Source organism: Pseudomonadota bacterium (genome assembly GCA_039028935.1).
GTDB lineage: Bacteria > Pseudomonadota > Gammaproteobacteria > Steroidobacterales > SZUA-146 > SZUA-146.
On the sequence record JBCCHD010000064.1, the window covers coordinates 1 to 14,611 of the forward strand.

Sequence of the window (14,611 nt, forward strand, 5' to 3'; positions counted from 1 at the left end):
TCCGCCAGGCGCTCGTTCGAGGCGAAGGCTGGTTCGGCGAGACGATCAACTACCGCAAGGACGGCTCGCCTTACAACGTCGAGTGGCGCATCGCTCCCGTCCGCAACGGCCACGACCGCATCACCCACTGGGTCTCGACCCAACGCGACATCACCCAGCAACGCGAGGCCGGAAAATGCTCACAAGTGGCTATTTTTTGAACACCATATAGACATTGGCCCGCTCGTATGGGCTTGGGCCGCCCGGGCGCGGCACATGCACAAAGCCACCTGTCTCATACAGCGTGATGGCCGGTGTGAGGCTATCGTGCGATTCGAGAAACAATCGTCGACCACAAAGCGCTCGATATTTTTCGATTACGGCATCAAACAGAAAACGCCCAACGCCTTGCCCTTGCGCCTCGTCGGCCACCGCCATTTTGGTCAGTTCGTATTCGCCATCGCCGTGGTATTTCAAAGCACAGGTGCCCAACACCTGCTCACCCCGCAGAGCAAACACAATATGCCCACCTGCCTCGAGAATGGACGCCTCGGGATGATCGAGCACCGTTTCGTCAATGGGCTCAACCACAAAATAGCGCTCCAGCCAGACTCGGTTGAGTCGACCAAACCAAGGTTTGAGCACCTCGTTAAACGACTCGATGCGAAGCTCAGACACGCCGTGCAAATTAGGCCGGGGTGAGTGTGACGCGCGCGAACTTGCGCTTACCCACTTGAACCACATACGCGCCGGGGCTGTCGATGAGTCGCTTGGGATCCACAACCTTTTCACCGTCGATACGCACCGCGCCCTGCTTGATCATGCGCACCGCCTCGGATGTGCTCGCCACCAGCGTTGCTTCACGCGCTAGATGCGCGATACCAAGGGCACCGCCATCGGTCGACAGCGCGACTTCCGGCATGTCATCGGGCATGGCGTTTTTCTGGAAACGCTGGACAAACGCCTCTTGCGCCGCGTTGGCCGCCGACCGGCTGTGAAAACGCGCCACCAGTTCGCGCCCGAGTGCGAACTTAATGTCGCGCGGGTTAGCGCCCTCGTCGACCGACTGTTTATAGCCTTCGATGACGTTCAGCGGTTCAAAACTCAGCAGTTCAAAATAACGCCACATCAAATCGTCCGACAACGACATGACCTTGCCAAATATATCGTTCGGTGGCTCATCGATGCCGATGTAATTGTCGAGCGACTTGGACATTTTCTTCACCCCATCGAGCCCCTCGAGTAACGGCATGGTGAGCACCACCTGAGGCTCCTGACCATACTGCGATTGCAGTTGACGCCCCACCAGTAAGTTAAATTTCTGATCGGTGCCGCCCAGCTCCACGTCGGCTTTCAAGGCCACCGAGTCATAGCCTTGAACGAGCGGATAGAGAAACTCATGGATCGAAATAGGCGTGTTGGACTTGTAGCGCTTGGAAAAATCATCGCGCTCAAGCATGCGCGCCACGGTGTGTTTGGCGGTTAGTCGAATCATGTCCGCCGGTGACATGGCATTCATCCAGCGAGAATTAAAGTCGACCACCGTGCGCTCGGGGTCCAGAATCTTGAACACCTGATCTTTATACGTTTGCGCGTTGGCTTGGATCTCGTCTTCGGTGAGCGCCGGGCGTGTTGCGCTCTTACCGGACGGATCACCGATCAACCCGGTAAAGTCGCCGATGAGAAAAATCACCTCATGACCGAGCTCTTGGAACGCGCGCATTTTATTGAGCAAGACAGTGTGCCCAAGATGGAGATCGGGCGCGGTTGGGTCGAAACCCGCTTTGACCCGCAGCGGTTTGCCGCGCGCGAGCTTTTTGCGCAGTTCTTCTTCGACTAGAATCTCGTCGGCACCTCGATCCAGCTCCGCCCACTGTTCGTCTACGTTCAATGTTTAACCTCCGTTATCGATTGCCGTTTATGGCAGTTTTTGCAGTGCAGTGCAACGCCCTGCGGGGAACCGAAACCACCCCTCTTTTATCCCCCGACAGGCACCAATTGTCCGCCGCTCGGTCGGACAATGGGTACCGCGTGAAACGACGAGACTGAGTTGCGAAACAAGCTTTGACTGCAATTTCGCAAGAACAAGCTTTAGTTCTTTGAATTTCATAGATATAAACCCTCAACCACCATTGACTACAGACGGTACGCAAGGTAGTTTACTGTCAGTTTTGAGATGCGAGACCCGCAGCATGCCGCGGAAAAAAAGCCGAATCCTCCACGATTACAAAACGCTGAGTCATCTCGACACCGCGCCCGCTCAACCCCGCACCCATCGTCGCTTGTTCATCATTGGCGCTCTCGTGCCATTACTGGCGGTGACGGCGGCGCTCTGGACCTCGTCCGACGATGTCACCGACGCCTCGATCGCACTTGACTCTGAACTCGCCGACACCACAGACGAAACAACGCAAACGCTCTCTCAGCCGGTGACGTTGCTCGACACCACCGACGACATTACCCAAACGGACGCGCCGACTGCACCAATTATTCTTGCGCTACCCAGCGCTGCACCTAACGCGTTCGATTTTGATGCGCGCGAACCGCAGCACAACCAAATGACCCTGACCATCAAGTCGGGCGATACGCTCGATGAACTGTTTGCTAAACACGATTTGTCTCGTGGCGACTTGGCGCAGATTTTACGTATCAAAGAAGCACGCGAAGTACTCACGGTGTTGCGCCCAGGTGATGCGATTCGGGTAGACCACGACGAGGACGGGCGGGTAAAACAACTCTATCGCTCACTGGATGAAGTCCGCACACTTCAAATCAGTCGCGACGACGAAGCCAAACTTGGTTACACCACACAAATGCTCGAGAAGCCCGTCGAAATTCGCATGCAGCACGCCAAAGGCACGATCGACTCGTCGCTCTTTATTGCGGCGAAAGAGGCGGGTGTGTCCGATACGCTGGTGATGAACTTAGCCGGCATCTTTGCGTGGGACATCGACTTTGTCCTCGATATTCGGCGCGGCGACAGCTTCACCATGGTGTACGAAGAAATCTGGCAGGACGGTGAATTCGTCCGTAACGGCGAAATTTTGGCGGCCGAATTCAATAACAATGGCGACTTGTTTCGCGCCGTACGCTATGCCGATCCCGACGGCGAAACCGGCTATTTCACGCCGGAGGGACTCAACGTCAAAAAAGCGTTCTTACGCGCGCCTATCGCCTTTACCCCACGCGTCACTTCTAACTTCAATCCACGGCGACGTCATCCGGTCCTGAACAAAGTGCGACCGCATCGCGGTGTTGATTATGGCGCCCCACGCGGTACGCCAATCAAAGCCGCGGGCGACGGCAAGGTGATCTTTCGCGGCCGTAAAAACGGCTACGGCAATACCATCATTTTGCAGCACGGTGGCAACATCACCACTTTGTATGCGCACATGTCTAAGTTCAACAAAAACGCTCGCTCCGGCCGGCGTGTAAGACAGGGTCAGACCATCGGATACGTGGGCGCAACGGGCACAGCGACGGGCAATCACCTGCATTACGAATATCGCTTAAACGGCGTGCATCGCAACCCGCGCACAGTGAAGTTGCCGCAAGCGCAACCCATACCCACAAAGTACAAAGCCGATTTTTTGGCTGCGACCAAGCCCTTGATCAATCACCTAAACACGGTGTCCAAAACTCAGCGCCTCGCGGCGATTCAATAGTCGCCACCGTGGCCGATCTTTACGTTGGCACTATTTGCGGCACGAGCCTCGATGGCATTGACGTCGCTCTAGTCGATTTCCCAGACGACGCTACCGCAACGGTTTTGCAATACGACTCAATGCCGCTCGAACCGTCGCTTGCGCGCGCACTTGGGCGCATTGTGTTTGATGGCGCGGACTGCTCGCTCAAAGACTTCGGAACACTCGACCAACGTATCGGCATCGCGATCGCTGACGCCGTCAACACGTTGCTCGAACGCGGCAATTATCGTGCGCGGGATATAGTTGGTATCGGCACGCACGGCATCAATGTGCGACACGCCCCGAACGACCCTCACCCCCATACGCTTCAGATCGGCGACCCCAATCAAATCGCCTATCGTACGGGGATCACAACCGTGGCCGATTTTCGCCGCGCGGATGTGGCCCGCGGTGGTCAAGGTGCGCCACTGGCGCCTGCGTTTCATCAAGCGGTGTTCGCCGCAGACGAACCGCGTGTCGTAATGAATTTAGGCGGCATCGCCAACATCACGGTCCTGATCCCCGGGACACCGCCGATCGGTTTTGATACCGGACCCGCGAATGGACTGCTCGATGCCTGGTTCGTGTCCCACCACGCCGACCGCCAACCGTCAGCCACCTTTGACCGTGATGGGTCGTGGGCGGCCAGCGGCACGGTCGATCCGACGCTGTTACAACGGCTGCTAAACGATGCGTACTTTTTGCAGCCCGCACCGAAAAGCACGGGCAAAGAGTATTTCAATCTGCAGTGGCTCAACGCCGCAATCGGTTCCCAAACGATCGAACCGCGCGATGTTCAGGCAACGCTCGCCGCGCTCACGGCACAATCGGTGTGCGAAGCGATCGAGCGTTACAGCAATGGCGCTCGCTCGGTATTGGTGTGTGGTGGTGGCGCGCACAATACGCACTTAGTGGAGCAGATCGCGTCGATGCTGCAGGGCGCGACGGTCAATACGACAGCGCCATTTGGCGTTGCACCGGACGAAGTCGAAGCCGCGGCCTTTGCGTGGCTGGCCAAGCAGACGCTCGCCAATCATCCGGGCAATCTACCCAGTGTGACGGGTGCAAACCAAAACGCGATACTCGGCGGGGTCTATTCGGTAGGTTAAGGCCCTGATCCCGACACGACACGCTTATGGCATCAACGGGGGGGGTTGCCGTGGCGCAGTCTATCGCCACACTGATCAACGGCGGCCTTCAACGCGATGGCCGAAATAAACCGTATGGGTATTTACACCGCGCCGGTTAGCGTCGCGAGCAGCGCAGCGAGCTCCGATTCCGGTGTGTCGTTGCCGGCGTAAATCAAACCAGTCATCAGCAATAGCGCAATCAGCGCGAACCCGAACTTAACCGTTTTTGATGACTTTTCCATCACGCTTACCTCTTGCTTGGATAACCATTAAGGATCTTGAGCGTGACTATGGCATGCGGCGCCTGAATCAACCCTGAACGACGCCGCAACCAACATTCGGGCAGGCCTCAACTAGCCGCTGCGGTTATCGATCTCGGCGCCGTTGTGCACTAGGCGTGTCGACCAGGGAATCGGGTTTCGAAGGGCAAAGTGCGCCATGCAGGAACCTTCCGCTTCATCGAGCAGCGCCTGAATGTTCTCCGAGGGCTCGGGACTGTCGATCACCACGTGTGTTTCGACCATTTCGCATTCCCCTTTGGTGCGATGACCCAAGTCACGCATCGTGCCGAGGTTGGTCATAAACCGAACGCGCTGCTCAAGACGCAGCGACGTAACTTCAATTTTGCGCGCCGTCAGAATGTCGGTCAGGTGGGTCATCAAGCAAAACCCAATGCCCGCCGTGAAAAACGCCAGCGGCGGTGGTGCCGCGTCGTCGCCCACCGGTGGCTGCTCATCACAATAAAGCGTGACCGGGCTGAAGCCGGGAATGTTCACCTGCACGGTGCCGGTTTTCTGCTGCTTGTTGTGTGCTTCCGCCACAAGGTTCACTTCGAAACGCAGCGGCTCGGGCGGTCGGTTCTTCTTAAAAGGCCCCGCTTCGAATTCGCTGGGTTGCGGGGTCTCGGCCGCCTTTTCGCCGACCAAATACGGTTCGTTGTGAAATGTCATGCTGTTACCCTTTGTCGTTTATGTGTTTGTGGCCTTACCGCCGTCACGCACGATTCGCCGCGGCGACCGCCTAAAGGCGCGTTATTTAGCGCCCCACCCGATACGCGGGCATCGATGCCGCCGCCGTGACCGGCGCCGTACAGTGCGTTCGCTTTGTGCGCTCTAACCGCGTGCTCAGTGTGCGCTCACCGAGGCGATCCAGGCTTCAAGCTGCCGACGCGTTGGTGTCTGCTCAATGCGGCTTTCTTTTTCGTTCAGGTTTTGCAGCTTGTGCGCCACCGACTCAGCGTTGCGACTCGCCAGATCTTGGGTCGACAGGATGCCGGCGTAGACTAAAAATTCCGCCGTCTCTGGACTCATACCATCGAGACTGAGCAGGTCTGCCATGCGCGCCCATTTGTTCACCACGAAATCCTCAAGCTGCAGCGCATCGGCCAGCGCCTCGCGCGCTTGTTTGGTGTCCGTGCGCGAGCGCAAGTCATCAATACCGGTAATGCCCTGCGCCGCCAGCAGTTTGATCTGTTTGGTCTCTAAGCCGACCAACTCGGCAAGATCGCCCACATCCTCCGCTTGATCTGACAAGGATGTCGATTGATGATCATCGAGCGCATCCGACGATGGCGAGGATGCTGCGACCGAACGTTCGAGCCAGCGTCCCAGCCGTATACCGATCAGCACACCCAATACAAGCGCCAACGCGAGCCAGAGAAAGGGTTGCTCGGCGATAAGACGCTGAAATTCAGATACAGTCATGATGAGTTTGTCGCGATAAAAAACGAGAGTGTACCGTCATCACGCGCGCAGTTCAGCCGCCACGCGCTAGCGGAATGTAAACCGCACACCCAGTGCCGGCAGCCGGGTCGACTCCTCGCGCAACGCAGCTTGCGTCAAGGGGTGCCTTTCCAACCAACCATTTGGCAGTTCGAGGTGCAGATTCGCCGCATTGGCGGACGCGGTTAACCGCGGCAGCTCGCCGGCATTGCGTCCGCGCACCATCGCCGTGGCGACACGAAAAATAGCCAGGAGGCGGGGCAATCGTTCGCGCCAGGGCGATAATTCTGGCAGTGGCGGTAGCGCTGGAACACGTCCTCGGTGCCCTTCTACCAACCAGGCCAGACGCTGCTGACCCTCGCGAGAAAAACCCGGCAAGTCGGCGTTGCGAATCACATACGCACCGTGTCGATGATAGTGAGAGTGGGCAATACCCAAGCCGATTTCATGGAGTCGCGAGCTCCAGTGCAGCAACCGTCGCGATTTGCCGCGTGGCAATTGCCAAGCATCGCGCACCTGACTGAGCAGCGTATGTGACACATCGTCCAGTCGTCGCGACTGAATCTTATCGGCATCGTACATCCGCGCTAGAAGTTTTACGCTGCGCTCGCGCGCGTCTTCACCTGACCAATGTCCAATGGTGTCGTACAGCAATCCCTCGCGCAACGCGTAGTCGGCCACGTAAAGCGTGTCGATAGACAGTGTCTTGAACACCCGCTCGAGCACCACCAGTCCGCCGGCAAACACCGGGCGCCGTTTATCACTCAGATCAAGATCCACAAACTCGTCGATATGATTGAGAGACCGCACCTCATTGACGAGCTCTTTGAGCGCTTTACGTCGAATACCCAGCTGCGCATCGTCGCGTTGCTGAAGCAAGCGCCCGATGGTGCGAATCGTGCCCGAGCTGCCATACACCTCGCGCCAACCGATGTCGCGCAACGGTCCCTTGATCGGGTTCATTTCAAACTCGACGGCTAGCCGCGCCGCCTGCCAGGCGTCGCGCGAAATCTTACCTTCCGGGAAGAAGGTTTTACTGATGCCCACACAACCCATAAACAGACTGTACAGGCGCTCGGGCTTAAAGCGCCGCCCGATAATAAACTCTGTGCTGCCACCACCAATGTCGAGCACAAGACGGCGTTTTTTTGTTGGCGGAATGGCATGCGCCACGCCCAGATACACCAAGCGCGCTTCTTCGAGGCCGGAAATGATCTCAATGGGATGTCCGAGTGCCGCTTCGGCGCGGGCGATGAACATTTCGCTGTCTCGCGCTCGGCGCAAAGTATTGGTACCGGCTACCGCCACATCATTGGGGTGAAAGGTGTTGATCCGCTCACCGAACCGGGCGAGGCATTCGAGCGCCCGCTGCTGCACATCCGGTGACAGATTCAACTTCTCATCAAGGCCCTCAGCCAAACGTACCATTTCACGCAGCCGGTCCAACAAGATGAGATGCCCGTCTTCGTATCGGGCAATGACCATGTGAAAGCTATTGGAGCCAAGGTCGACGGCCGCGAGAACGCGTGGACCGTGATCTCGCACCGACGAAGACATCGGTTTAGCGCGTACCGCGCAAGGTCAGGCGGAGAACGACGAACCGCACCCGCAGGTCGTGGTGGCGTTGGGGTTGCGGATAATGAATTGCGCGCCGCGAATGTCTTCCTGATAATCGATTTCAGCGCCCATGAGGTATTGAATGCTCATCGGATCGACCAGCAACGTAACGCCATCGTTTTCGACTTTGGCGTCACCGTCCTCTTCGTTTTCATCGAAGGTAAACCCGTACTGGAATCCGGAGCAGCCACCGCCGGTGATGTACACGCGCAGCTTGAGCGACGGATTCTGCTCCTCCGCGATGAGCTCGCCGACCTTGGCCGCGGCGGCATCGGTAAACACCAGCGGATCGGGCGCGCCGACCGGCGCCGGGTTGGGGGTGTTGGATTCCATGTTGGTGTCACTCATCGTACGTGTTCCGCTGGCTCTGATTGATGTTATGCGCCTGTATATCGACCATCTTAAACCCAAAAGGGTTCAAATGCTCATCGTCGCGGCTATCGCATCGCCGCCACCTGTTTGGGCGCTGCGTCGACTCAGGCCGACTTGCTGCCCGGCACCTGCACCAGCTCTTCGTCGTCCACATTGACCGTGGTCGGGTTGACAATCGCCGGCTGGCCCGCTGGCTCGTGTATCAGTTTACCATTGATTTCGGCCCCAATAGCCATTTCGATCAGGTTGTAAAATACGTTGCCGATCACGCGCGCGTTGGCACCAAGCTCAACACGCTCTTTGGCAGACACGTCACCTTTGACGGTGCCATCGAGAATCACCTGCGGCACACTGACGGCGCCCTCGACCACCCCATTCTCACTGATTCGCAGTACTGAGTTGGACTCGAGTTCGGCCTGAATATTGCCTTTGATGTAGCCATCAATGTGCAAGCCACCACGAAACTCCATATCGCCATTCACGCGCGTGCTCGAACCGATAAAGGTATCGATCTCGGTGGTGGGCTTTGGGGGCTTGGGCTTACGCTTGTCTTTTTTCCTGCCTAACATACCGTTCTCCTAAGAGCTCTTGACCGACCAGTCAAAGCTTTGCTTGATAACGTCCGCAACGCGACCTTTCGGACTGACCTCAACATTGACTCGCTGCGGCACAAACCCGTCCGGCAGCACCAGCTGACGGTCGAAGTTTTGGAAGTAGCGAAACGAAAAACCTAAGTCATCGGCTTCTTCACCGTTGATTAAATCGGCAACGTTGTAACTCGTTTGGGCGCCGTCGCGGGCGCCTTCAATAGACATAGTGACCGTGCCACTCACACGGCGATCGTGTTTCGCAGCCGCCTGTACTAACACCAGGCGCATGCGAAATTGGCTGTCCGCACCCGCTGGTGTAAGTCGAAATTCCTGAATGCGCAAACCTCGCTTGCCTTCTTCAGGGGCCATAATACTGCGATAGAACGCCAACTCCTGCTTTTGCTTCTGCACATCAGCCTGCAGATCGCCGAGCATGGACTCCACGTTCTCATGGGCTTCGTCGTCTATCTTCTTGGCCGTTTCTAGCAGGGCGATTTGTTCACGCAACTGACCATTCGACTGACTCAGTTCGTCAAGCTGCCGGCGCAGCTCGGCTTCAGTGGTTTTCGCCTCTCGACTGTCGTACCCGCCTCGGTAGCGACCGTACTCATACATGAGATACGAAGCGCCGACCGCCATCAATACCGCCACGCCCCAAATCACGCCGGCGCGCAGGGGCTGGTGTTGTTTGACAACGAGTTTGGGTGAGGCCATCGAACACGCTTCTTTATGTATAGCGGGTCGACCATGTTACTGAACTTAACCACCAAAATAAAAGCCAAACCCTTGCCCTTTCTGGCAAAATGGGACTTAGGCCACAGTTTTGGGGCGTCGATTTCCGGCCTCGGTGCCGAGCGCGGCAGAAGGACCACACATGCTCTGGGTGAAAGCATTTCATATCATTTTTGTGGTGAGTTGGTTCGCCGCGTTGCTCTATTTGCCACGGTTGTTTGTGTATCATGCGGATACACTGGACCAGGCCGGCCATGATCGGTTCGTGATCATGGAGCGTAAGTTATTCATTTTGATGACAATTGCGGGCATTGGGGCAACGGTATTTGGGCTCTGGACGCTCATGCTGGTACCCACCTATCTTCACTCCCGCTGGATGCAACTCAAGCTCGCGCTCTTTCTTTTGCTCGTCGCATACCACGTCTACTGTTTTGTGCTCAAAGGGCGCTTTGCCCGGCGTGAAAACACCTACAGCCATCGCTTCTACCGACTGTTTAACGAGGCGCCCGCTCTGTTGCTCATCGCGATCGTCATTTTGGTGGTGGTCAAACCCTTCTAGCGCAATCGCTCGATCGACCCCCTGTGACAAAGACGCACGACACAGAGCGCCGCACGGCTCGGCGTCTACCGGCCTTACAGGGTATCAAGCAAGATTGGATTGGGAGTGGGTGTCGACGTCGCGAAAGGGGTCAAGTTCGCGCAGCGCACGCTTATAGATGTTGCGCTTAAAGTAGATCACATGGTTGATCGGATACCAGTACGTCACCCAGCGCCACTGATCAAACTCCGGTTCGTCAAACAGATCGAAGCGAAACGCGGTGTCGGGCACTTTGAGCTGAAGTAGATACCACAACTGCTTTTGTCCAATGCACTTGTTTTCAACATTACGACGCTGGTAGCGCTCGGGCAATTTGTAGCGTAACCATCGACGAGTGCTGCCTAACAACACCACTTGATCTGGCTCAAGACCCACCTCCTCTTGGAGTTCGCGGTACATCGCGTCGATGGGTTTTTCGCCCGGGTTGATCCCGCCCTGTGGAAACTGCCAGCCGGACTGCCCCGACCGACGCCCCCAAAACACGCGACCGTCTTCGCCGCAGATCACCATGCCAACGTTGGCACGAAATCCGTCTTTGTCGATGCCGTGAATCACGGGTGAATCGGATAGAGACATGGAAGGCGTAAGCGCAAAAAGAATGCGACGAGCTTTACTGTTTATCGTTACGCTGTCAACCGACGGCCGCACAAATCCCTTTTGATACCTTCTGTTAGCCGTCGCTCACCACCCCCACGCCTCCGGCCTTATGGTAAAAAGGCGATGGTATGGGAGCCGATCCAAACCAGTGCCTGCGGTCCTTCCGGCACATCTCCTCCATGCACTCGAACACGCACCTCTTCCCCACCCGACAGGACAGCTTTGGCGATGCTTTGATGGCCGTGGTACCACACATCCCGCACCTGGGCTTGTGCCGAGGCGAGGTGTCCGGCGCCGGCATTCATCGGCACAAGACTCAGCTGCTCTGGGCGAACCAACACGTTGACGTGTGTGTTCTCGCTGGCCGGTGCAGTCAACAGCGGCAGGTCACCAATGGCGGTCTGGGCCACATTGCCCGCGCGCAAACGTCCCTCGAGCACCGCACAATCACCCAGTGTTCTCGCCACGTCGATCGACGTCGGCTGTTCAAACAGTCGCGCGGGCGCGTCCCATTGCGCAATACGACCGGCATTCATCACGCCGAGCACGTCCGCCGCCTGCAGTGCTTCGCGAGGATCGTGCGTCACCCACAGTGCGGTGGTGCCACTGGCGCGCAGTATCTGACCAACGTCGTGCACGAGCCGGTAACGCAGTGCGCGGTCCAAACTGGCAAAGGGTTCATCGAGCAACAGCAATCGCGGCTGCGGCGCCAGTGCACGCGCCAACGCCGCGCGCTGCTGCTGGCCGCCGGAAAGCTGGTGAGGGAACCGCTCGCCGAGCGTGCTGAGCCCCACCCACTCGAGCACCTCGCTGACACGCTTCGCCGCGGCGGCTTTTGTGTGCGTGTGAAGGCCGAACGCCACGTTTTGCGCGATCGACAAATGGGGAAACAGCGCGTGATCTTGAAACACCATCCCAACCTGTCGGGCATGTGGTGCTAACTGTGAGTGGACGGTAGCGACGGTCTCGCCATTGAGCTCAATGTGACCGGCGTCGAGCGTTTCGAATCCGGCAACGCAGCGAAGCAACGTGGTCTTGCCACAACCACTTGCGCCGAGCAGGCACGCAATGTGTCCGGCAGTTAACGACAAACTCACGTCATCCAGCACATTGCGATCGCCCAAGCGTCGCGACAAATTATGAATCGTAAGCTGCATAGGATACGTTTTTAGTGAGCACCATAACCGGTAAAAGTCCGACCACAACAATCAATAAGGCAGCCGGTGCCGCCTCTGCCCACTGTGCTTCGGCAGTGCGTTCAAACACGCGCACCGCGAGCGTGTCCCAACCGAAAGGTCGGGTCATTAAGGTGATGGGCATTTCTTTCAGCACGTCGACAAACACCAACAGCATGGCGGCGAGTCCACTCGAACGCAATAACGGTCGATGGACAAACCATAACAAACCAACCCCATCGCGCCCCAGCTGACGACTCGCGTCATCGAGTGACGGCGGCACGCGCAAAAAACCGTTCTCCAACGCACTCAATGCCACCGCAGTAAAACGGACAAGATACGCCAGAAACGTCACTACTAGTCCCGCACCAAATACAGATCGAATGACCGGCGACTCGCCGAGTACACCCGTTACGGCATCGCCCGTTTTCGTGACGGCAATAAACAGGCCCACAGCGAGTATGGTGCCCGGCAACGCATAGCCTAGACCCGCAATACGCGTCGCTAGCCGCGTCACGATATTCGGGTGTCGGCGTTGAGCGAACGACAACATAAACGCGGCCGCAACAATACACACCGCACTCGCGCCGCCCAGCACGAGACTACTGCGGATGAGCGACCAATAATTACTGCCCCACTCGCCAATGCCGTCGCCGAACGACCAAACAATAAGCTGCACAAACGGCACCAGCACGCCCGCCAGCACCAGCAATCCTAAAAAGGCAATGGCGCCCAATGCGCGACCTCGCGTGAGTGGAAATCGGGTCGGCGCCCCAAACGGCGTGGTCCGTCTTCGTCGCACCGCAAAGAAGCGCTCGATGACAACCAGCACCGCCACAATAATCAAAAGGAGGCTGGCCAGTCGCAGCGCCCCCTGCAATGAAAACAAACCGAACCACGTTTTATAAATGGCGGTGGTAAACGTGTCGTAATTAAACACCGATACGGCGCCAAAATCGGCCAACGTCTCCATCGCCACGAGCATCGCGCCGGCTGCAATCCACGGCAATGACAGCGGTAGCACCGCCCGACGAAAAGCCTGCATCGGCGGCACCCCGCAGCTCGACGCCACCTCAAAGGCCCGACGACCCTGGCTGGCAAAGCCGGCTCTCGCCAACATGTACACATAGGGATAAAGCGCGAGCGTCAGCACAAACACCACGCTCGGTAGCGTACCGACCCGACCCGCGAGCGAGACGCCAAACTGTTCGCGCACCATCGTTTGAATGGGGCCAGTAAAGTCGAATAGGCCAAGATAAATAAACGCGAGAACGTAGCCTGGAAACGACAACGGCAAAAGCAGCAGGACCTGCAGAACCCGACGCCCGGCAAATTCACAAAATTCGATCAAGGCCGCCGCGGCCGTGCCCAACACCGAAGACGCGACGACTACCAGCACCAGCAAAGAGAGTGTGTTGGGAATCACGCGCGGCAGCACGTAACGCGACAGGTGCTCGGCGTCATCGGGTGCAGTCCCCCAGAGTCCGCCCAATACCACGATCAGCATGGCGACCGTGGGCAGCGCGAAAAGAAAGGCCAGAAACGACCAGCGGCGCCGCCCGGTGAAGGACGACGCCGCCTGTGCAGAACTGCTGAGCATACGCAGAGTATGCCAGAGGTCGATCGGTTTAGTTATAGCCCACGCGGTCCATCAGCTTCACGGCCGCGGTTTGCAGCTCGCCGGCCTGGCCAACATTAATCAGCTGCGGTTTGAAGGTTCCCCACTGCGCTACCAAATCCGATACTTTGGTCGACGGCAGCAGCGGATACTCGATGTTGACGCCAGCAAACTGCTGTTGGGCATCACCCGTCGCCAGCCATTCGATCAGGCGCGTGGCCGCCTCGACGTTACCACTGCTTTTTGTAACGCCCGCACCGGAAATATTGACGTGCACACCGTCGGTCGACTGGTTCGCAAAGAAAATCTTCACCGGATAGTTTGGATCCTTATCCACAAGACGACCGAGGTAGTAGGAGTTGACGATGCCCACATCACACTGCCCCGCCGCAATCGCTTCGATTACTTTGGTGTCGCTACTAAACACCGGTGCCGCTAAGTTCTCGACCCAACCACGTACCACTTTCTCGGTCTCAGCTTCGCCGTAGTTGGCGATCATCATGGCGACCAACGACTGGTTGTACACCTTTTTCGATGTGCGTAAACACAGTTTTCCTTGCCACTCCTCGTCAGCCAACGCGGCATACGTGCTCAGCGTCTGGCATGCGCTTTCCGTGCGCGCACGCACGATCGTGTATCACCCCGACCGTGTCGATGCCGAGACGCTGAGCACGTATGCCGCGTTGGCTGACGAGGAGTGGCAAGGAAAACTGTGTTTACGCACATCGAAAAAGGTGTACAACCAGTCGTTGGTCGCCATGATGATCGCCAACTACGGCGAAGCTGAGACCGAGAA

17 protein-coding genes and 1 pseudogene are annotated in these 14,611 nt (G+C 57.4%); 5 read left to right on the forward strand and 13 right to left on the reverse strand.

Annotation, left to right across the window (positions count from 1 at the left end; all coding sequences use genetic code 11):
- The coding region (locus AAF465_16790) for a PAS domain-containing protein (GenBank protein MEM7084385.1) at nt 1-200 on the forward strand (200 nt) is incomplete at its 5' end.
- Here AAF465_16790 and AAF465_16795 read toward each other — a convergent pair.
- Nucleotides 190-657: a GNAT family N-acetyltransferase gene (locus tag AAF465_16795; protein ID MEM7084386.1), complete on the reverse strand. Its 468-nt coding sequence runs from the start codon at nt 655-657 to the stop codon at nt 190-192. The genes AAF465_16790 and AAF465_16795 overlap by 11 nt on opposite strands.
- Nucleotides 658-667: 10 nt before the next feature.
- Nucleotides 668-1,870 carry a tyrosine--tRNA ligase gene (tyrS, locus tag AAF465_16800; GenBank protein ID MEM7084387.1) on the reverse strand — a complete coding sequence of 401 codons (1,203 nt, stop codon included), beginning with the start codon at nt 1,868-1,870 and terminating at the stop codon, nt 668-670.
- 301 nt (nt 1,871-2,171) lie between these two features.
- Between tyrS and AAF465_16805 the strand changes: the two genes are divergently transcribed.
- Nucleotides 2,172-3,644: a peptidoglycan DD-metalloendopeptidase family protein gene (locus tag AAF465_16805; GenBank protein ID MEM7084388.1), complete on the forward strand. Its 1,473-nt coding sequence runs from the start codon at nt 2,172-2,174 to the stop codon at nt 3,642-3,644.
- Nucleotides 3,645-3,652: 8 nt separating this feature from the next.
- Nucleotides 3,653-4,774 carry an anhydro-N-acetylmuramic acid kinase gene (locus AAF465_16810; protein ID MEM7084389.1) on the forward strand — a complete coding sequence of 374 codons (1,122 nt, stop codon included), beginning with the start codon at nt 3,653-3,655 and terminating at the stop codon, nt 4,772-4,774.
- A gap of 122 nt (nt 4,775-4,896) precedes the next feature.
- Here AAF465_16810 and AAF465_16815 read toward each other — a convergent pair whose 3' ends face one another.
- The 7 genes from AAF465_16815 to AAF465_16845 form a co-directional block, all read right to left on the reverse strand.
- The gene (locus tag AAF465_16815; protein ID MEM7084390.1) at nt 4,897-5,037 is read right to left on the reverse strand and encodes a hypothetical protein; all 141 of its coding nucleotides are present in this window, start codon (nt 5,035-5,037) and stop codon (nt 4,897-4,899) included.
- Between the two features lie 111 nt (nt 5,038-5,148).
- Nucleotides 5,149-5,745, reverse strand: coding sequence for an OsmC family protein (locus AAF465_16820; protein MEM7084391.1), 597 nt, complete (start codon nt 5,743-5,745; stop codon nt 5,149-5,151).
- A gap of 174 nt (nt 5,746-5,919) precedes the next feature.
- The gene (locus AAF465_16825; protein ID MEM7084392.1) at nt 5,920-6,498 is read right to left on the reverse strand and encodes a DUF4332 domain-containing protein; all 579 of its coding nucleotides are present in this window, start codon (nt 6,496-6,498) and stop codon (nt 5,920-5,922) included.
- A 66-nt stretch (nt 6,499-6,564) separates the two neighbouring features.
- Nucleotides 6,565-8,073: a Ppx/GppA phosphatase family protein gene (locus AAF465_16830; GenBank protein ID MEM7084393.1), complete on the reverse strand. Its 1,509-nt coding sequence runs from the start codon at nt 8,071-8,073 to the stop codon at nt 6,565-6,567.
- A gap of 24 nt (nt 8,074-8,097) precedes the next feature.
- Nucleotides 8,098-8,481 carry an iron-sulfur cluster insertion protein ErpA gene (gene erpA / locus AAF465_16835; protein MEM7084394.1) on the reverse strand — a complete coding sequence of 128 codons (384 nt, stop codon included), beginning with the start codon at nt 8,479-8,481 and terminating at the stop codon, nt 8,098-8,100.
- Between the two features lie 128 nt (nt 8,482-8,609).
- On the reverse strand, nt 8,610-9,074 hold the full coding sequence (locus AAF465_16840) for a polymer-forming cytoskeletal protein (GenBank protein MEM7084395.1): 465 nt from the start codon (nt 9,072-9,074) through the stop codon (nt 8,610-8,612).
- A gap of 9 nt (nt 9,075-9,083) precedes the next feature.
- Entirely contained in the window at nt 9,084-9,809 is a 726-nt protein-coding gene (locus tag AAF465_16845) for a DUF6776 family protein (protein ID MEM7084396.1), read from the reverse strand.
- 160 nt (nt 9,810-9,969) lie between these two features.
- Here AAF465_16845 and hemJ point away from each other — a divergent pair, with 160 nt between their 5' ends.
- A complete protein-coding gene (gene hemJ / locus AAF465_16850) occupies nt 9,970-10,386 on the forward strand; it encodes a protoporphyrinogen oxidase HemJ (GenBank protein MEM7084397.1) in 417 nt (138 codons plus the stop codon).
- Nucleotides 10,387-10,470: 84 nt separating this feature from the next.
- Here the strand turns inward: hemJ and AAF465_16855 are convergent, their stop codons facing one another.
- The 4 genes from AAF465_16855 to AAF465_16870 form a co-directional block, all read right to left on the reverse strand.
- The gene (locus tag AAF465_16855; GenBank protein ID MEM7084398.1) at nt 10,471-11,001 is read right to left on the reverse strand and encodes an RNA pyrophosphohydrolase; all 531 of its coding nucleotides are present in this window, start codon (nt 10,999-11,001) and stop codon (nt 10,471-10,473) included.
- Between the two features lie 128 nt (nt 11,002-11,129).
- Complete coding sequence (locus tag AAF465_16860; GenBank protein MEM7084399.1) at nt 11,130-12,179, reverse strand: ABC transporter ATP-binding protein; 1,050 nt, start codon at nt 12,177-12,179, stop codon at nt 11,130-11,132.
- Complete coding sequence (locus tag AAF465_16865; GenBank protein MEM7084400.1) at nt 12,160-13,797, reverse strand: iron ABC transporter permease; 1,638 nt, start codon at nt 13,795-13,797, stop codon at nt 12,160-12,162. The genes AAF465_16860 and AAF465_16865 overlap by 20 nt, the downstream gene beginning before the upstream one ends.
- Nucleotides 13,798-13,825: 28 nt before the next feature.
- A complete protein-coding gene (locus tag AAF465_16870; GenBank protein MEM7084401.1) occupies nt 13,826-14,443 on the reverse strand; it encodes an extracellular solute-binding protein in 618 nt (205 codons plus the stop codon).
- Between AAF465_16870 and AAF465_16875 the strand changes: the two are divergent.
- A pseudogene (locus tag AAF465_16875) lies at nt 14,424-14,611 on the forward strand (Fe(3+) ABC transporter substrate-binding protein). The gene AAF465_16870 and the pseudogene AAF465_16875 overlap by 20 nt on opposite strands.